Here is a 19,735-nt window from a genome sequence, read left to right as displayed (position 1 = left end):
TCCCCTCTATAATTTCTATAATAAATGCATCTTTGCTTCCGCTTCCTCCCACGAAACCGAATAACCGGCTCCCTTCGCGCAGAAGATCGAAGACGATGTATACAGCGGATCTGCGTCCTTCCGATATGCCTTGCGTTCAATGACTTCCTGCTCGTTGTGGCATCGGTCGTAGCCAGCGAAGGCGAGATGAAGAATGCCTCTGCCATGCGTATATGAAGCGAGCTCCGTGCTGTAGTCCATGAATGTTGCTACCGGAACTTTGCCCGTAATGACAGCGTGCGTCGTAGTCGTGTGCGGCGCTTCGAAATACCCCGAGGCTCGCTGGATATCCGAGAGCACTTTGCCGAGGTAATCCATTTCCACTTTTATTTTGTACTCGTAAAAGGGTTCCAGCAGTACGTTCTCCGCTTTCTCCAGCCCCTGCCTCAGCGCGCGGAAGGTCGCCTCGCGGAAATCGCCGCCATGCGTATGTTCATTGTGCGCGGCTCCTATTAGCAGCGTCACCTGTACATCGGTCAGCGGCATTCCAGTCAGCAGTCCGTGATGTTCACGCTCAAAGAGATGCGTCTTAACTAGGTTCTGGTTGCCCACGCTCAGCACATTCGGATGGCACACGGTATCGAATGTAATGCCGCTCCCCCGCTCTGCCGGCTCCAGCAACAGATGAACCTCCGCATAATGCCGCAACGGCTCGAAATGTCCGTACCCGCGAACAGCTTCAGCAATCGTCTCTTTGTACAGAATTTCCGGATTGCCGAATGTAATGTCGAACAGGAACCGCTCTTTCACGAGCTGCTGCAGCACTTCAAGCTGAATGAGGCCCATGACGTGAATATGGATTTCCTGCAGACTCTCCTCCCAGATAACGTTCAGGGACGGATCCTCCGCACCAAGCATCTGGAATGCCCTCAGCACATCCTTCACATTAAGCTTATCAGCTGCAAAATTAACCTTCGACGTCAGCGTCGGCACCATATCGTACGCTAACCGATCGGTTAAGCTGCCTAAGCCAAGGCCCGCATGAGCGGCCGACAGCCCGACAGCCGCAAACAGATCGCCTGCGCGGACCTGATCCACTGCCTGCGTCTTCGTGCCATTCACAAGAAACAGACGCGTGATTTTCTCACAAACCTGCTCGTCCCCGCTCTCATAACATAGCTCATCGCGCACCTTCAGCGTGCCGCTTAATGCTTTGATATAAGTCAGCCGCATACCGCTCTGATCGTGGCGAATTTTATAGACGCGTCCGCCGAAAGGGGCTTCCGTGTCGTTATAAGCCGAGCTAGTCAATTCGTGCAGCTGCTCGAGAAAAGGCATAACGCCAACGTCCTGAAGGGCAGACCCGCTCGCGCACGGAAACAGCCGATGTCCGCGAATCATCGCTTGCAGCTCCAGCAGCCAGAAGGCATGATCAGGCGCATCCGTTCCAGTCGCCAGAAACGTCTCCAGGAGCTGATCATCCCGCTCCGCGATCATCTCGATTAACGACTCGTCAAGGCAACCATCCGCCAAGCGATCCGTAATGAGGCACGCGTCCGGGGTCAAATGCATATGAATTTCCTCGAGCACCCGGTTCACATCTGCGCCGGTCCGGTCGATTTTGTTCACGAAGAAGAACGTTGGTATGCGGTGCTTGTGCAGCAGCTGCCACACAGTCTCCGTATGACCCTGGACGCCTTCGACTGCGCTTACAACAAGAATGGCGTAATCCATAATCTGCAGCGCCCGCTCCATCTCCGGCGAGAAATCGACGTGACCTGGCGTATCGATCAGATAATAAGTCATCCCTTTATAGGTCATCACTGCTTGATCTGCGAACACCGTAATCCCTCGCGCCCGCTCGATCTCATGGCTGTCGAGGTAGGTGTCCTTGTGATCGACTCTGCCGCGCTCACGGATGCTGTTCGTATGGTAAAGCAGCTGTTCGGCGAACGTCGTTTTGCCGGCGTCCACATGTGCGAACAAGCCAATCGTGATCGAATTCATCGTATCTCCCTTGCTTCCTGTCCAAAATTCCGTTCTTGCTTACTTTTCAACCCATCATAACATACGATGCAGCTCCGTGAATGACAAAATCAAATAAGACCCGCGAGTAGAACACTCTGCTAAAAGTGCTCTCCTAACGGGTCTTCGAGTTTGATTTTAGAGGAGATCGCGTCTCAGTTCTTCAGCTGATTTCGGCGACAAGTACGAGAATGGTACATCGAATACCGTCTTCGCACCCTTTTGCCCTTCGCGGCTCATACGAACGACCGCTCTTGCATAAGCGACAAGCACGCTCGCTGTAAATTCCGGATTGCTATCCAGCTTCAAACCGAATTCGATGATTTGGCGTTTGCCCTGACCTGTAATTCCGCTGCGGATGACGAAGCCGCCATGTGGCATTTCTCCATGCTCCTCGCGCAATTGCTCTTCAGTAATGAAGTTTACCGTTGTGTCGTAGTCGGAGAAGTAGTTCGGCATCGATACGATTGCGTTGCGAATCTCTTCTTGATTCGCGTTCTCTGCTGCAACGATGTAGCACTCACGCAGATGCTTCTCACGAGTAGACAGCTCCGGCGTCTCGCCTGAACGAATACGCTCAATAACGTCCGCTACCGGAATTGTATATTGCACGCCGCCCTTCACGCCAGGCACGCGGCGAATCGCGTCGGAATGCCCTTGGCTGACGCCTTTGCCCCAGAACGTGTAGTCCGTTCCTTCAGGAAGGATCGACTGCGCAAGCAGACGGTTCAAGGAGAACAAGCCCGGGTCCCAGCCAGTTGAGATGACGCTCACCTTGCCATTCTCTCTTGCAGCAGCATCTACGACATCGAAGAATGCCGGAATATTCGCATGGGTATCGAAGCTGTCCACGGTGCTAAACATACGCGCCATAACAGGCGTTTGTTCCGGAAGATCAGTAGCCGATCCGCCGCACATAATCATGACGTCAATAACGCCGATATAAGCGTCTGCTGCGGAAATATGCTCAAACTTCACTTCGCCAAGAAGAGAAGTCATTTGCTCCGGCTCTCTGCGTGTAAAGATTGCAACGAGTTCAAAATCCGGATTTTGCGCGATTGCTTGCTGAACGCCTTTACCTAGATTTCCGTATCCTACAATGCCAACTTTAATTGCCATAATTGTGTCTGATCTCCTTAGTACTCGTATTTGAATGATTGAAAAAGCTTCTTCATAGTATAACACGTCATGTTAGATATCGGACATCAGTTCCAATTCTATACTAAATTGCCGCTTTAACACAATAAAGGTTTTTTATCACGCTGACAAATTATATTGTTAACAAAAATGGCAGTATTTCCATTAAGATAGGTTACAAAGTGCAAACAATCAACCAAAAAGTACAAACCTTGAAGGGAGATCCAAATCATGCTGACCACAACACTTGAAGTAAACAACAAAGAAGCGAAGGCTTACGTTGATTCCGTCTACGAAACTGTGCTACGTCGCAACCCGAATGAACACATCTTCCATCAAGCTGTAAAAGAAATTTTGGACTCTCTTGTCCCTGTTATCGCGAAGCATCCGAAGTACATCAAGCATAATATCCTGGAACGGATGGTTGAGCCTGAACGTGCCGTTATTTTCCGGGTGCCATGGGTCGATGACAGCGGTAATGTCAAAGTGAACCGCGGCTTCCGCATCCAATTCAACAGCGCAATCGGACCATACAAAGGCGGCCTACGCTTCCATCCGTCCGTAGATGCGAGCATTATAAAGTTTCTCGGCTTCGAGCAGATCTTCAAGAACTCCTTGACCGGCCAGCCGATCGGCGGAGGTAAGGGCGGATCTGATTTTGATCCAAAAGGCAAATCCGATATGGAAATTATGCGCTTCACGCAGAGCTTCATGACAGAATTGTACCGGCATATCGGCCCTGACATCGATGTTCCCGCTGGAGATATCGGCGTTGGCGGAAGAGAAATCGGCTATATGTTCGGCCAGTACAAACGGATCAGAGGCGGCAATGAAGCTGGCGTCTTAACGGGAAAAGGCCTGCTCTATGGCGGTAGCCTCACACGTACGGAAGCGACTGGCTACGGCTGTGTTTACTTCGTGAATGAGATGCTAAAGTGGAAGGGTCAAAGCTTCGAAGGCCGAACCGTCGTCGTATCAGGAAGCGGCAACGTCTCGATCTATGCGATTGAGAAAGCGCAGCAGCTAGGGGCTAAGGTCATCGCATGCAGCGATTCCAACGGCTATATCTATGACGAAGACGGCATTGATCTGAGAACGGTCAAGCGGTTGAAAGAAGTAGAACGCAAACGTATCAGCGAGTATGTGAAAGAGCATCGCAATGCGATTTACGTGGAAGACTGCAGAGGCATCTGGACGCTACCTTGCGACATCGCTCTACCTTGTGCGACGCAGAATGAAATCGATGAGAAAGCAGCTGCGCTGCTAGTCGAGAATGGCGTCATGGCAATCGGAGAAGGCGCGAACATGCCATCTACGCTCGAAGCCATCGAAGTGTTCTTGAAGGGCAACGTCCTGTTCGGACCTGCCAAAGCAGCCAATGCTGGCGGCGTCGCCGTATCCGCACTCGAAATGTCGCAGAATTCCATGAGAGGCTCATGGAGCTTTGAGGAAGTCGATGCGAAGCTGCATGCGATTATGACGAATATTTTCGTGCGCAGCATGCAGGCGGCTGAGGAGTATGGTCATCCGGGGAACCTCGTAATCGGCGCTAATATCGCCGGCTTTACGAAGGTTGCCGATGCGATGATTGCACAAGGCGTTATCTAGTTTCGCGGTTACCGCAGGCATGAATCTAACTAATGAAAGAAATGGCGTCACAAGTACTATACTTGTGGCGCCATTTCACGTCTTCGGTCAATTGGGGAAGTCCCTAAGAAGATCCAAGACCATGGGATGAATCGATAGGCAAGCAGCGTTACGACAGTCGACGCGCCGAGCGCAAACAGGAAGCTGCCCGCTGTCCATAAGAAATAGGTAACTGGCTGTGCGGATCCAAGTGGATACCGATGATACACAAGTAGAAAGAAAGGATGAACGAGATAAATACCGAAGGACAGCATCCCTAGCTTAGACAGAACGAATGCCAGCCAACGCGTAAGCTTGCATCTTCCGAGCAATACGCATGCCTGCAACAAAACAAGTGTCGTCATCACAGTAAACAGGTTATATCCGATTTCAAACCAATACCCTTTCGGAGTTGAGGCGCCGGTCCAATAAGCCTCATACATCCACAGGAATCCAATCGTAACAGCCACCCAAAGAATCGGCAGCAGCCACAGAAGAGCCACGTCTTTTGCATTTGAATCAGACTTGTTAGCATGATACCAACGCTTAAACGTACTCGAATGCACACCCAGATAGGCGCCGATTAGGAAAGCTGCGAAATAAGTGAAAGACCAGCTGCCTTTAGCCGCGATATGCCAGTAATTCCGATTCAACAGATAGAATGCCCATTGCACCGCAAATCCAAGCGGAACGGCTAGCTTCACCGGCAAGCGCAGCTTTCGGAACAGAAGTAAGAGTAACGGAAACAGCACGTACAATTGCAGTGTAATCAAAATGTAGTAGAGATGCGGATATGCTTTGCCAGTAAGCAAATGCTCGCCAAACAGCTTCAGCATTGGGGCAGCCTGCCACGACCGATGATTCAATATCTGCTCCACCAGCTCATAGCCGAGCGATACGAATAGATATGGGATAACCATCTGCTTGAACCGTTTCTTATAGAATGTTTGGAGCATACTGAATGTAAACGTCTGATTAAAATAATGATAAAACAATACAAAGCCCGATAGAAATATGAAAGCTGGCACGCAGAACAGCGAGAACGTATTCAGACAAATATACAGCCCTCTCAGGATGGAATTGGGTACCTCAACAACAGCCGTCGAAGTCGCATGAACCATAAGCACGCCTAATATAGCCATTCCTCGCAGCATTCCCAGCTCCGGCACCCTTTCCTTTCTACTCCGTTCAGCTGCGATACTTGTCGTTGTCTTCATCCGTAAGTAAGCTCCTCCCAAAAGTTCACTGCAACAAGGTAAATGGTCAGCCATAATGCTTAAGCTATTCCACAACCGAATCTTAGTATGTGAACCTTTACCGAAACTTAAATACGTGTCCACTTCCGCCATGCAACCTAAGGCTCAATTAAGCCATACTTGCGCTTCACCCGCTCCAGCTTCTCGATCATCGGACCCGACAGGACGAAGAGGAAGAACACCGATGCAGCTGCGTGAACGAGATCGAACCAGAACCCGGAAGCATACGAAGCAAGAATCGCTTCCTTCGTAAGTAGCGGCATAAACATCATGACGGAGGCGATATTCATAATGCCGCCGTAGATAACGAGCGTAACTAGCCCGCCGAACACACAGAGCGACAGCCTGCTTCGTCGCAGCCAGCCTTTCTGGAACAAGATGCCCGCCAGGAAACCGATAATGCCGAAGCTGAACATTTGCCAAGGCGTCCACGGTCCTTGCCCGAACATGAAGTTCGAGACGAAACCTGCTGTAGCCCCTACGAGGAAGCCCGCCTCCGCACCGAAGGTGACCCCCGCGATGATGACGATTGCAACGACCGGCTTGAACTGCGGCAGCATGAAGAATGCCGAGCGGCCGGCAACTGCAATAGCTGCCAGAACCGCGATCACAATCAGTTCTCTTGCCTGCGGCTTGCGGCGCTCGAATACCATCGCAAACGGAATTAGCGTGTACAGAATGATTAACAGGCTTATGAAATAATATTTGCGGTCATCAAAGACGAGGATGCCAAGGAGAAACGTCGCCGGAATCACGAGTAGAATGAGGAATGCCGCCAACCACGTCCGCAGACTAAGACGACGTTCACTACGCCGGCTCCTTTCCATTACTTGATGCTCAGACATCGCTGCACCACACTTTCAATCGTAATGGCATCCCGCCAGTGCTGCCTCGAGATTCGGTTTGCCGCCGTCGTATAGAAGCTGTTGCCTGAGAAGAAAGCGCTCGTCTCGCTTGACGCGATGACGCCGCCATCGAAGAACATCGCGCACACTTCCCCATACTGGGCACAGAACTCGATATCATGCGAGACCATAATAATAGTAATGCCTCTCGCCTGCAGGTCCTTCAAGAACTTGCCAAGCTTGACTTTAAAAAATCCATCCAAGCCCTTCGTCGGCTCATCCAGTATAAGAATCGTCGGCTCAAGCAGCATGACCTTCGCAAGCGCCGCACGCTGCTGCTCCCCCCCGCTTAAATCATAAGGATGCTTGGACACAAGCTCCGTAAGCTCCGCCCACGCTACAACTGCATCAACCGCTTCCTTCCTCTCTTCCTTCGAAAGCTTCGAGTCAGACAGCATCTCGTAGAGATCAAGCTCGACCGTCTTCTTCACGAACAATGCCTGCGGGCTCTGGGGGAGTACGCCTAGTCGTTTCGTGAACAGCTCGCGCGCGTTCATCGAAGATAGGGAGCGTCCTTCTATCAGCACTTTGCCCCGATAAGGCTTATGGATCCCGCTGATCATAGACATCGTCGTTGACTTGCCTGTACCGTTACCGCCAACCAAGCAATAGAACTGCCCTTTTCTCACAGAGAAGGACAAATCCTTGATGATATCTGGTCCGTTCTTCTCGTATTTGAACCAGACATCCTTGAATTGTACGGCAATCGGTGATGCGGACGGTCGCTTGAATAGCGGGGTAGTCTCGCCAGAAGCAGATTCCACAGCTGCGGCTGCTCCAAGGCAGACATGGCTGGCATTGCTGGCATTGCTGGCATGGCTGATATAGTTATCCAGCCATTGCCGTCCTTCTTTAACAGTAAGCGGCGGTATCGCTTCTGCATGGGAATAACTAGGCGCAGCTGCATAGATCTGTGTTGCAGCAGGCATCGCGGCAAACATCGGATGCGCCACTGCATGCAGCAGCTTGCCGACCGCACGCGGAGTATCGTCCGCGATGATTCGCCCTGCATCCAGAACAATGAGGCGATCTGCAGCAGGAAGCGCTTCCTCCAACCGATGCTCCGTCATGATGATCGTTGTGCCCAGCTCTTGATTGATGCGCCTAATCGTGTCCAACAATTCAATTGCCGCAATCGGGTCGAGCTGCGAAGTTGGCTCATCGAGTATGAGGACTGACGGGTGCATCGCCATAACAGAGGCGAGATTAAGCAGCTGCTTCTGCCCGCCTGATAGCTCTGTTACCGGATGGTGAAACCAGGTCTGGATGCCGAAGAAGCTTGCCATCTCGGCGACGCGAAGCCGGATCGTCTGCTGATTAAAGCCAAGACTCTCCAAGCCGAACGCTAGCTCATGCCACACTTTGTCAGTTACGATTTGATGGTCTGGATTTTGCTGCACGAAGCCGATCTCCGAAGCTTGCTCTCGATCGCTAACTTCTGCGATTGTCCGACCTTTATAACGAATATGCCCGCTTCTTGTGCCGTGCGGCGTGAGCGCCGTCTTCAGATGGCGAAGCAGTGTGCTCTTCCCACAGCCTGACTTCCCAGCGATAATGACGAACTCTCCGCTGTTTACCGACAGGTTGAGTTGCGACAGTGCTTCTTGGCTCTGCTCCGGGAAAGCGAAGCTTACATCCTGGATACGATAGAGTTCCATCTGACTTCCTCCACAATCGCTAGAATAATAGGCAGCATATACAACAGGAAGCATGCGATGTAACCCGCGATGCCAAGCGCCGATACTGCGCATGCATGAATAGAGGGGAAGTAGCGAACCGAATTTGCTCCCGTCGCTGCCCCTGCGAGTACAAGCCCGATTAACAGCAGCATAACCGCAAGCAGTAGCTGATCTCTGCGGTCAAACCGAACGAGTGTGAAGCTTGTCCGGTTCGGCAGCCCGTAGCCGCGCGACTTCATCGAGTCGCTTGTGTCGATCGCAGACTCCATCGCCCACGACGTAATTATGGATAAGATGCGAAGCCCGTTACGCGCGCGTTGGATCATACTACCCTGCGTTACGTCTCTGCCGATGCATCGCTGCGCCTGCGAAATCACTTTAATCTGGTGCGCGTACCGTGGCACGAAGCGAAGCGTCATGGCTAGCACTAGCGACAGCGCCGGAGCTGCCCTTCCTAGCAGAAACACAAGCTTATCCGAGCTCATTACCGCATTAAAGCAAGAGAACCAGATAATAACAGTGATGTACATGAATGCGGACGCGATGCCGTATAACACCGATTCGAGCGTAATCGGATTGCCGTTCTTCAAGTAGAACAGTATCGTAACACCAGCGTGATTAAAGATAGGATTGGCAGCAGCCATTACCAATAGCAGCGGCAGCAGATAAAGCAGATTGAACTTCGCAGCTCTCGCGCCTCTTAACAGCAGCGAGTATGTCACTGCAGCGGCAAGCGCGAACAGCTGGAGCAAGGGATGCAGGAAGAACATGCTGAAGCCAAGAACAGCTGTAAAATACACTACATTTACAACCGGATGGCATGAGGCAAAAGCATCCCTGCTCATCGGTCCCCTCCTGCCGTGGTTTGTGCGCCGCCTAAGTCTCTTCCGAGGTCACAGGTGTACAGCCACTCGATAACATCGCCATCCCCCAGCTTGTACCGGCTCGCGCCATAATTCGGGAACCATCCGTTCACACGATACATCCAGCCGCTGAGCTCACCGCAATCAAATTCATAAATATTATGGATGCCCTCAACATAGTTGCTGTTGTAGAGCGGAGTCATCTCGAACTCCATATGGATTTTATGCTTCTTCATTTCCCGCAGTAACACGTCGAACACCGATTCCCCCTCATAGAAGGACACCTTCTGCTCTGCAAAAATAACGCCGTCCTCAGGCAGCACCTCCAGCTTATCCGAATTGAACTTGTCTAACTGGTCAAGTATCGTCTTGCAGCTGACGGACAATGTCACTGTGAGCGGCTGCTTCTTATCCACCTTGGCATCCTGCCACTCAACGGGAGCCGGCTTACCAGCAGGCACTTTATCTGTGAGATAGGGCTCTTTCTTGCCAGTGGTCGTGCCCTTTTCGACGGATTTGGCTGGCGGTTTGGAGACAACTGCTGGCGAAGACGTAGAAGGCGCGTCTGACGCAGGTTGGTTCGACGATGACTTGCTCGATGCTGGCTTGCTCGACACGGGTTTGTTCGCCGATGGCGAGCTCGTCGAAGGAGAGCCTTCATTCCCCGCCCCCTTCGTCTGCGAATCGGCGACAGCGGCCGGCTTTGTCGGCTGCTTCTGCTCCGATGGCTGCGTAGATTGCAACGGCTGCTTCGAGTCCGCTGTTTTATCTGGCGAATCGTGCTGCTGCACATCTCCAGCTGCCGATTGACTGACAGCGGGAGCCTGCACTGCCGGCTGCTGCTCAGGCGTGGCTGCATCCGCAGCCGCTCCGGCATCGGCACCGGCATTCGATGACGCTTCCGCCACATCCGCAGCCGGTGTTTGTTCAACCGCCCCGGCAGGCGCCACCGAAGTCGCATCGCTGCCCTTCGGCGGCTGATCGCTTCCGCCCCAATAGAACTCAGCGGCAAGGATCGCGATTATGCCGAGCGCTACGAGCCATTTGCGTTGCCTCATACTCATAAATTGTTTCTCGCGTCCGTCATATCGTATAACCTTGATTGGCCCTGCGCGTATCGGTCATATGCAACGAGCGCGTACAGCGCCTGATCGGTCGCCATCGGGTCGACCTCGCCCGGAGTAGCGCCACCTTTGCCTATGCCGCCGGATTTGACATGATAGAATCCGCCGCTTGGAGCAGCATAGCTGAGCAGTGCATCCAGCGCGGAATGCCCATTCTTAATGAACCTTGTATCTTTGTCCGGATCGATTGCTAGACTTGTCAGCGCTACGATCACCTGTGCACTGCTCTCCAAATTCACCGCTTTATTGCTAATGAAGCCACCATCTGCCTGTTGGTAGCTGGACAGCCAAACAATCGCTCGATCGACAGCCGTCCGCACAGCCGGATTCGACTGCACATACGGCGCCAAGCTTTGCAGCGCCATTGCGGTCACATCGGTATCCGCTTCTGCAGCGCTTTCCCCAAGTGCCCAACCGCCATCTGCGAGTTGACGCTTCAGAATATATTCGATGAGCAGCTCTCTCGTCGTCTGCGTCTTCCCGCTTGCTGCTGCGGGAATGCTATACGCCTTACTATCCAGGGCGATAAGGGCAAAAATAGGTCCGTTGATTCCCTGCTTCACAACCGTATCGAAGTCGGCAAGCCGCTCGAGCAAGTTATATCCAGCAACGTTATCGACGCTTCGTCCGATTGCTGTCAATGCCAGAATGGCACGATCATACTCCGTATACTTCACATTGTGCAGAACACCTGATTTTTCTTTCAGCCTCTTCTCCAGATTGCTGTAGTACTTCGCATAGTAAGCCCCCGGCACTTGAATGCCTGAACGTGCAAGCCCAATGACCGACCATTCACCGCCGAGCGTCGAAACAATCGGATCTGTTACCGTCTGCTGGACATATGCCGCTGTTAAAGCAAGCTGGCGGTTGATCTTGTTGCCGGCTTCCGCTTCTTCCGGGTGCTTATTCTTGTAATCAAATGCACGCATCGCAACGACGAACGACATTTCGCGCGTAACCGGCTGGCTCGGGTTAAAGAAGCCCTCGTTTCCCGTCATTAGTTGCAGTGTCGCGATCGTCTTCACATCCGCTTGCGCCCATATCGACACCTTAGCGATGTCCTTTAGCGCAGTTGTCTGCGTGGCAGGCGCAATGCCGAGCGCACGAGCAATCATAACTGCCATTTGTTCGCGAGTAATCGTCTCATTTGGCTTGAATTGATCGTTAAACCCGGTAATGATGTTCGCCTCATAGGCAGCATGCACATAAGGCGCGAACCAAGCTTGCTTCGGAACATCCTTGAAGCTGCTCGATTTCGCCTCTGTAGGTTTCAAGTCCAGAGCATTCACCATCAGCTTCGTAAACTCCGCTCTCGTGACGGAAGACTTCGGTGCGAGCTTATCTCCGCTACCCTGAACGAAGCCTTTAGTTACAGCGGTTTGAATCGCCTCATAAGCCCATGCTGCGATTTGATCCGTGTCTTTGAATAGCGTGGACAGGCCCGGCTCTGGGGCAGCTGTCCCTTCATCGTCTCGAGTTGTGTAAGTCACATAAGACGTAAAATGGTTCGTCTTAATGATCAAATCATCCCCAGCAATAAAGGCATAAGTGACCTTGGCATCGCCATTCGTCGCTTGTGCTCCCTGCTCCTCGGATTCATAGATATGAATCGGCGTGAACACATCTCCTTCGATGTAACCGGCGAGCTGCCCTTTGCCGCCTTTTATCGTAAGCTTCAGTGGCGAACTGAACCGATACGACTGATCTGCAGCCCCCATCACAAAAGCTTGCTCAATTGAACCAAGCGACTCGCCTGCTTGGAGCTGCTGCTGAATTTGACTGTTCAGCTTCGCATCCTGCACATCGAGGCTTGTAAACAGCTCCATCGAGCTGCCACCTTCGAGCAGCTTCGTTCCTTTCTCAATCGCTAGCGACAGCTTGCCCTTGTTAGCAGTGACTTGCGGAAGACCGTCCTGCGCCGCTGCGATATCGAGAACAACTTTCTGCTGATTCGCCGGAATGTTGAGCGTGAACTGATCCGTATCTTGCTGCGCATGGGTTAATGTAACGACATAGCTCTGCTGCTCGCCGCTTGGCACGTCGATGACATTGTCTTTGACAGCTCCGTTATCGCCATTTCCTCCAGTTCCGCCAGTACCGCCGGAACCGCCTGTTCCTTCGCTCGGCGGATCCCAGTCGCCCGGGTCTTGACCTAAATCAACACCAAGGTCAAGCGTATAACGCCAAGCCACAACGTCATTCTGCTTCAGCTTGTACAGCCCGGCGCTGTAATTCGGAAAGCTTCCGTTAACCGAGTACATCCATCCGCTGCCCGAGCCGCGGTCGAATTCGCTCAACCCGTCGATGCCTTGCACATAGAGCGTCGCCCCCGTGCCAATCGAACGCACCTTGCCCGGCAGCTCGCGAGTGAGCACCGAATATGCCGTATCGCCTGTTTGCAGCGCAACTTGCTTAGACGCGAGTATAGTCCCTTTCTGATCATCGCCTGTTACCGACAAGGTGACATACTTGGTCGTCGGAGGTTGTACGACCGGCTGCTCGGCAATGGTGAGCGATTGTACCGTACGAACGACGCTTGGCGCTTTATTCGCTTGATAGCCTGTAATTTCCATCGAATAAGTGCCTGCGGATTGAATGCCGCTGCTGAACACGGCTACGCCATTCACGTCCGTTTCCGCTTGTACGCTGCCGATCTTCACTTGAATACCAGCGGCTGCTGAAGTAACGACCTCGCTGCCGCTATCACTCCAATTGAGCTTGGTTTTCTTCACGGTTACTCGGAAAGCTCCGCCCGCTTTTGGCACAGCAGGCGTGACTTGCACGGAATCGACGAGCTGTGTGTCATCGCCGCCATAATAGACGACGAGCTTGTCGGACTTTTGCAGATCAGAAGCATCCATGCCAACAGCCGGGAAGCTCCACTTCCCATCACGGAGCACGTCAAACAGCCATCCGTCGTAGCCGCCATACTTGCCGGCAGCAACGAAGTTAATTGAAGAGACATACTTCCCATACTGAGAGTCCGTTACAGTGATCGGAATTTGATTTTGCTGCAAAAGCTCCTCTAGCGAAGCAAGAGCCTTCGTTCCGCTTAGCCTGCCTGAAGCAATCGGTCCTTCCGGCCCTTCTACCTGAACTTGAACGAACGGCTGCGGCTTGCCGAACTGATACAGCTTCCCTGTGTCGTGGACAAACATTTCATAAGCGCTAAGTGCTTGCGATGCTTGCTCGGTTGCCATAAAATCTGTAGCTGCTTGCGGATCAATAACATGCAAGAAACCACCGTCAGCCTGCAGATAGGTGAACAGCTTGTCCAGCAGTGTAATGCCATTCTTCGTAAAAGCTGTACTCGTCGGGTCGATTCCGTTCGAAGCAAGTGCAATGATCGCTTGCGCGACACCTTCGCTAGAATCTACGCCGGAGGACAAATAGCCGCCATTCGATTGCTGGTTCGCCGACAGCCAGTTAACGGCCTTCTGCCCCGCGGTCTCGACAACCGCCTGTCCTCGATATGGAGCTAGCGCCGTCAGCGCCATTGCAGTAATGTCCGGATCGCTGACATCTCCAGTTAAAGCGAAGCCACCGTCGGCATTTTGCTTAGCGAGTATGGCAGTAAGCAGCCTATCCCGATTCCACACCGCATCAGACGGCGTGCTATACTCGCCGCTATCGAGCGCAAGCAGCGCGAATATAGGTCCGTTCAGACCTTGCGCCTCCATGACACTGCTGTTATAGATCTGTTCGACCACATTCATGCCCGCATAATCCGCTGCATCCACATGCAAGGCAGACAATGCCATAACGATCCGCTCGTAGTCGGTAACAAGTGAATACTGAGGATACTGCTTCATAAAATCTAGGAAACTATCAACTGCGGTCAAGTAGGTGGACGGTACTTCATGCCCGGCACGAATAACGGCAATCGCTTGCCATTCCCTGTCCCACCAGTTGCCCACGCCAAGAATCCAGTCGGTCGGCCAGCCATACGCCTGCCGAGCGCCGAAGTCATAGAGACGGTCCGCAGCTTTGGCAAAAGAATCATAGGCAATGAGTGCCTGCAGCGCTTGTTCTGTCGCCATACCGTTCGCCGAGCCTGTTGGCGTATGCGAGAAACTGCCGTCTGTTTGTCGGAAAGAGAGCAGCTTCTGAATCAGATTGACTCCGTTCTTCGTAAACCGGCTCTCCGTCGGATCAATCCCGTTTGACGTAAGTCCGATGATCGCTTGCGAGACGCTTTCGCTCGCATCCTGTCCATAGGACAAGTAGCCGCCATTCGCCTGCTGATGCTCATTCAGCCAATTGACCGCTCCGTCAACAGCCACTGTTACCGCATCCTGCTCGGCATAAGGCGCCAGTGCAATGAGCGTCATCCCTGTTATATCCGGATCGCTGGCGCCATTGCCAAGCGCGAAGCCGCCGTCAGCCTTCTGTTTCGCGATGATTGCTGCGATGAGCATATCGCGCGTCCACAGTGCATCCGTTGGCACTTGGTAGCTTCCGCTGTCCAGCGCAATGAGCGCGTAGAGCGGCCCGTTCAGCCCTTGATTCAACATGCTTGGGCTGTTGTAGATGCCCTCGATCAGATTGTAGCCCGCGAACTTCGTAGCATCCTGATGAGCAGCTGTAAGTCCAATGACCGTCCGCTCATAATCGGTTACGAGGGTGAACGTCCCATTGGCCGCAATCAGCTTCTTGTAGAGCGCTGGGATGTAGCTGCTCGGAAGTGGTTTGTTTAATTTCGACAATCCAACCGCTTGCCAATCGTCAATTGTTGTGCGACTCTGAACCGTCAGCGCCGCTGATTGGATTGCTGCTTCAACGTCCTGCAGTAGTGAATCTGTTGTAGTTGCCTGTGACTGCGACTGCGACTGAGTCTGAGACTGAGATTCCGAATCCGAATCCAACTGCGATTGCGACGGTGCATCCTCTGCAAAAGCTGCCAACGGCTGCACGAAACAAGCTGCGAGCATTGCTAGTGCCAGCAGCAGTGCTCGCAGTTGCACGAGCAACTGCTTCCTGATCCCTTTCCTGCGAATTGCCTGCTCGGATATTGATGCCTGCATACCTTCACTCTCCCTGAACATAATAGTCGAATTGATATAGCGCGGATCCCGAATCGTCAGAGACGATCGGAGAAGACAAAAAAAGCCGCCCTAGTGGGCGGCTTTACATGCAGGCGGCGAAGAAGCGCTAATCGAACGCAGCGCAAACAAAATAAAGCTGACAGCAATGTGCCAAGCTTCCGCTTCCAATTCTCACCTCCCGAAGAATTGGTAAACACTCACGCAAAGGCAGGTCTCCTGGCTCATGAATCATCGCTTCTCTAACCTTCCCAGCTCAGCTTACGAACCAGTGGCATTCTACTAGAGTCGCTCCTCAATTACAGTGGCGGGACCGCGTCGGATTATTACCGAACTTCCCTTTTAAGCAGTCACTTGGCTGTTGCAAGACTGCACCTTTACGGATCCGATATTCAATTCATCGTTCCATCATACTGGCTTTTACTAGAGTTGTCTATCTAGGATTTGGCCGTTTTCGCTGCAGCTCCTTTTCAAAAAATTCGGATAATCTGCTGAATGACGGATTGCACATCGTCAGTGGACCGTATCGTGTACATAAAATCAGCCTCTTCAGCTGTAGGCTTATTCATGGCGACGTTGTGTGGATCTGCTTGCTGCCTTCGGAGCACCTCCTCGAATGATGAGGCAGACCGGAAAATCTTTTTGCTGCGCTCGCTGTTCGCCACTCGCTGCTGGAGGATATGATCTGGGAGATCAAATTCGACCAGTACGGTGATGAAGCCCTCATTCTGAAAATGCTTCAGAAGCTGCTCCCTTCCTTCTCGGTCCCGATTGGAGTTGCAGAGGATGAGATGGAGATTGGTCTGATGGATCGCGTAATTTACTATCGTTTGGGTAACGGCATATTTGAGCTGAGGCGGGCCATCCTTTGGCCTAAGTTTCATGTAGTAGGAGTTGATGAACTCCGCATGGTTGTCCTGGTCGACCACAACTGAATTTGGCAGCTGATGCTCTAATGCTCGGGCGAAAGTAGACTTACCGCTATGGGTTACGCCTACTGTGACGACTACTAGTCTGGTCATGGATTCAGCTCCATTCACATTTTGGGATGGCTGCTATTTCTATTCGCTTGTACAGGGGGAAGTCCTGTGTACGTTGCGGAAATTTAGGGAAGTTTTGGGTGGTCTGGTTGGAGGTCGAGTTTTCTAAAATGTGGAATATGTTAGGAGAAGCATTGTTATTTATACGGGGAGGCGTGCTGCATGAGTAACGTTCCGGGACCAGGATGCAAAGTGATCCGTATGACGAGTGAGAGCCAGGGAAACCAAGGATTTGATTATATGGAGGCTATCTCAGCAGAGAGCACAGGCTCGAGGGGAATCTGTATGCATCTGCTGACCATACCGCCAGGCGGACGCAGCAAAGCGCATCTGCATCAAGATCACGAGACGGCGATCTATGTGCTCCGTGGAAAAGCAGCCATGTGGCACGGGGAGCAGCTCGAGCAGTATGTCGAGGTGGAGGCAGGGCAATTCCTGTACATCCCAGCCGGTGTCCCGCATTTGACGTATAACGTCTCCGATACCGAGCCATGCTCAGCCGTGATCGCCCGCACCGATCCGAACCAACAGGAGAGCGTGACGCTGCTGCCGGAGCTGGAAGGGCTGCGGCCGGTTTGAGGCGGATAGGCCATATTTGTTCACACAGCACACATTCGGTGCATTTTGGATGCTGAGAGCACGTATGTGCTCTCTCAGCCTCAGAATATTGGTTAGTTTGTTGAACTTCGGCGCTGAGAGGTCATATTTGTTCTCTCAGCCGACTTTCGGCGCATTTTGGATGCTGAGAGCACGTATGTGCTCTCTCAGTTCTCTCAGTTCTCTCAGTCGACTTTCACTCGTTCATTTCTGACGCTCAGCGTTCATTCGCCCCCGACACCGACAGTCGATTTCTCCGCGCTCTGCACCCAAACATCCTTGAAATCGATCCAGCCGAGCGGCGACACCGTTATGCCTTTCAGCCCCGGCTGGTATGCCGCATTGTTCTTCCGGTGGATGAGGAACAGCACATAGGTCTCCTCGCGAAGCCGCTCCTCGATCTGTCCGAGCAGGATGCGCCGCTCATCTGTCGATTTGGCGGCGAGCGCGAGGTCGATTTGACGCTTGGACCATTCACGGAATTCAGGGTGAAGGTGCTCCTTTAAGAAGCTGCCTTGCTGCTCGTAGGATTCAATCTCACACACCTCGTCCTGATCCAGCACAATGCTGTACAGCACGCAATCCGCCTCTTGGACATTTCTCCGCTTTTTATAGTCGATGCCATCCTGGATTTGGATATTGACCGGGATACCGTGCTCAGCACAGCGAGCCTGAATCCATGCTGTATCCCCTCGATAGCTGCTGCCCGCAAACAACGTAATCGGCGTCCCATCGTACCCTGCCGCGCGCAGCAGCATATCCGCTTCAACAGGATCATACCGCACACTTCGGTACGGCGTATGCTCATCCGGGCGGAATCCGTGTGCCGGATACATCCGTTCTTCGCCAAGCTCCTCTATCATCCGCTTCCGGTCAATCAGCAGATCGATTGCTTTGCGGAAGAGCGGCGACTGCTGAGGACCTTGGCGCCCCATGTTCCAAGTAATGAGCGTACAGCCTTGGCTGAGAACCTCGACCGAATCCAAATCCATATCCGGTTGCTGCTCTTGGCTGTTATGATCCACCAGCAGCTTCTCCCAGCATTTACGCGAGGAAACACCGTGCTCCGGAGGCATAAAGGCAATCTCGACGCCATCCAGATGCGCTCTCTCACGGTAGTAGCTCGGATTTGCCGCAAGCATAAGCCGGTCCTCATTCCACTCGGTAATCATAAAAGGCCCTGTCCCGACCGGGCTGCGCCAGAACGCTTCTCCCTCCTTTAGCACCGCTTCCTTCGGTACAATCGAAGCCGTCGTCGAGCACATGAAACGATGGAAAATTCGGTTCGGCTTCGCAAGCGCAATGCGGATTGTGCGCGGCCCTACCGCTTCTATCATCAAAACCGAACGCAGCACCCAGCTATGCGACTTACCCGACCGCAGCCGCTCAAGCGTAAACAAAACATCCTCCACCGTCAGCGGATGTCCATTATGGAAATGAACGCCTTTACGCAGATGAAATTGCCATACCGTCGCATCATTATTGCATTCCCAAGCATGGGCGAGCGCTGGGACTACCCGGCCGGTTGCCGTATCCAGCTCAACTAAGCAGTCGAATACTTGCCGGACCATATGTGCATCGAACGAAAAATAGACATCGCCCGGATCGAGCGTAATGATCGGATTTTGGACCGGCATCCGCAGCGTATCAACAGGCAGCTTTCCGTCGCCCGCTTCCGCGCGGTAGCCGAAATGTTGATCAAGCCACTCCGCGAACCGTTCCTTCGCATGAGACCCCGAACCATGCTTATGAATGAGCTCGAAAGCAAGCTTATAATCGCCGCGCTGTGCCATTTGCCGCGCCAGATCGAGCAACTTCGCATCCCGTTCCACCAAAAAAATAAGCCGTGACCGGTTGCCGCGTCCCCGTCCCGGTAGCCACTGGATAAGCCCCTCTTCTTCCATCTTGCGCAGCACGAGCTTTACGTTGCGCGTCGTGCAATAGAGCACCTCTGCAAGCTCTTCGAGCGAGACTTCAACAGGGGTGCCGATTGAATTTGATTCCTCTGCAAACCGCTTATACAAGTCCAAATATCGTTCCGCTGTTCCGCTGTGCACCTCGCATTACCTCCTAATCGTCATAAAAGGGGAAGTCTGTTATGAAGATTCTACTCTTTTTATCCCCTTTTAGCGAGCGCATAATAAAGCTATAAATAGCAGAGGGGGAAACAAAATGTTACAGCACAATAGCACTTACACAAATGAGAAATTGTGGCAGTATCAGCAAGAGGAGCTTGCGCGGAATATACAAAGCTCCGAGCACATCCGCCAGGCAAATGTAAAACAGCAAGCACAAAAAGCAGTGCCAGCAGCCAGATTCAAACTGCCCAGCTATTTAAGCAAATGGCTGCTGGCCAAAACATCCTCAAAACCCGATCGTTCAGAATGCGAGCGAGGTGAGCAGATTCATGCTGAATGATTGCAAAAGGCGGCCTTCCACTTTATATAAAGTGAAAAACCGCC

The 19,735-nt window shown here is 52.5% G+C and carries 13 protein-coding genes and 1 riboswitch; of the genes, 3 read left to right on the top strand and 10 right to left on the bottom strand.

What is annotated here, in order from left to right; genetic code table 11:
* Positions 1 to 15 precede the first annotated feature (15 nt).
* Both BMY11_RS00255 and BMY11_RS00250 read right to left on the bottom strand, forming a co-directional pair.
* A complete protein-coding gene (locus tag BMY11_RS00255) occupies positions 16 to 1,986 on the bottom strand; it encodes a GTP-binding protein (protein ID WP_090572474.1) in 1,971 nt (656 codons plus the stop codon).
* Between the two features lie 156 nt (positions 1,987 to 2,142).
* Complete coding sequence (locus tag BMY11_RS00250; RefSeq protein WP_090572473.1) at positions 2,143 to 3,123, bottom strand: diaminopimelate dehydrogenase; 981 nt, start codon at positions 3,121 to 3,123, stop codon at positions 2,143 to 2,145.
* A 249-nt stretch (positions 3,124 to 3,372) separates the two neighbouring features.
* On the opposite strand from BMY11_RS00250, the gene gdhA reads away from it, so the two are divergent.
* Positions 3,373 to 4,749, top strand: a complete 1,377-nt coding sequence (gdhA, locus tag BMY11_RS00245; RefSeq protein WP_090572472.1) for an NADP-specific glutamate dehydrogenase — start codon at positions 3,373 to 3,375, stop codon at positions 4,747 to 4,749.
* Positions 4,750 to 4,805: 56 nt separating this feature from the next.
* Here the strand turns inward: gdhA and BMY11_RS00240 are convergent, their stop codons facing one another.
* From BMY11_RS00240 to BMY11_RS00210, 7 genes are all read right to left on the bottom strand, one after another.
* Positions 4,806 to 5,984, bottom strand: a complete 1,179-nt coding sequence (locus tag BMY11_RS00240) for an acyltransferase (protein WP_177182419.1) — start codon at positions 5,982 to 5,984, stop codon at positions 4,806 to 4,808.
* A 137-nt stretch (positions 5,985 to 6,121) separates the two neighbouring features.
* Entirely contained in the window at positions 6,122 to 6,868 is a 747-nt protein-coding gene (locus BMY11_RS00235) for an ECF transporter S component (protein WP_256217245.1), read from the bottom strand.
* Positions 6,850 to 8,586 carry an ABC transporter ATP-binding protein gene (locus BMY11_RS00230; RefSeq protein WP_090572469.1) on the bottom strand — a complete coding sequence of 579 codons (1,737 nt, stop codon included), beginning with the start codon at positions 8,584 to 8,586 and terminating at the stop codon, positions 6,850 to 6,852. The genes BMY11_RS00235 and BMY11_RS00230 overlap by 19 nt, the downstream gene beginning before the upstream one ends.
* A complete protein-coding gene (locus BMY11_RS00225; protein WP_090572468.1) occupies positions 8,559 to 9,452 on the bottom strand; it encodes an energy-coupling factor transporter transmembrane component T in 894 nt (297 codons plus the stop codon). Before BMY11_RS00225 ends, BMY11_RS00230 begins: the two co-directional genes overlap by 28 nt.
* Positions 9,449 to 10,534 carry a DUF4430 domain-containing protein gene (locus BMY11_RS00220; protein WP_256217244.1) on the bottom strand — a complete coding sequence of 362 codons (1,086 nt, stop codon included), beginning with the start codon at positions 10,532 to 10,534 and terminating at the stop codon, positions 9,449 to 9,451. Before BMY11_RS00220 ends, BMY11_RS00225 begins: the two co-directional genes overlap by 4 nt.
* Positions 10,531 to 15,618 (bottom strand): S-layer homology domain-containing protein, encoded by a 5,088-nt coding sequence (locus BMY11_RS00215; RefSeq protein WP_256217243.1) that lies wholly within the window; start codon positions 15,616 to 15,618, stop codon positions 10,531 to 10,533. Before BMY11_RS00215 ends, BMY11_RS00220 begins: the two co-directional genes overlap by 4 nt.
* Positions 15,619 to 15,827: 209 nt before the next feature.
* Positions 15,828 to 16,030: riboswitch (cobalamin riboswitch) on the bottom strand.
* A 76-nt stretch (positions 16,031 to 16,106) separates the two neighbouring features.
* Positions 16,107 to 16,658 (bottom strand): ATP-binding protein, encoded by a 552-nt coding sequence (locus BMY11_RS00210; RefSeq protein WP_090572466.1) that lies wholly within the window; start codon positions 16,656 to 16,658, stop codon positions 16,107 to 16,109.
* Positions 16,659 to 16,838: 180 nt separating this feature from the next.
* Here BMY11_RS00210 and BMY11_RS00205 point away from each other — a divergent pair, with 180 nt between their 5' ends.
* On the top strand, positions 16,839 to 17,255 hold the full coding sequence (locus BMY11_RS00205; RefSeq protein WP_090572465.1) for a cupin domain-containing protein: 417 nt from the start codon (positions 16,839 to 16,841) through the stop codon (positions 17,253 to 17,255).
* A 242-nt stretch (positions 17,256 to 17,497) separates the two neighbouring features.
* On the opposite strand, the gene BMY11_RS00200 is transcribed toward BMY11_RS00205, so the two are convergent.
* Positions 17,498 to 19,330, bottom strand: coding sequence for an ABC transporter substrate-binding protein (locus BMY11_RS00200; RefSeq protein ID WP_090572464.1), 1,833 nt, complete (start codon positions 19,328 to 19,330; stop codon positions 17,498 to 17,500).
* 115 nt (positions 19,331 to 19,445) lie between these two features.
* Between BMY11_RS00200 and BMY11_RS00195 the strand changes: the two genes are divergently transcribed.
* Positions 19,446 to 19,691, top strand: a complete 246-nt coding sequence (locus tag BMY11_RS00195; protein WP_090572463.1) for a hypothetical protein — start codon at positions 19,446 to 19,448, stop codon at positions 19,689 to 19,691.
* The last annotated feature ends 44 nt before the right edge of the window (positions 19,692 to 19,735 follow it).

The sequence above is a fragment of the Paenibacillus sp. OV219 genome, from assembly GCF_900110075.1.
Classification (GTDB): Bacteria; Bacillota; Bacilli; order Paenibacillales; family Paenibacillaceae; genus Paenibacillus_Z.
Note: the sequence above shows the minus strand (reverse complement) of the source record. Positions and strands in the feature narration are given on the sequence as shown.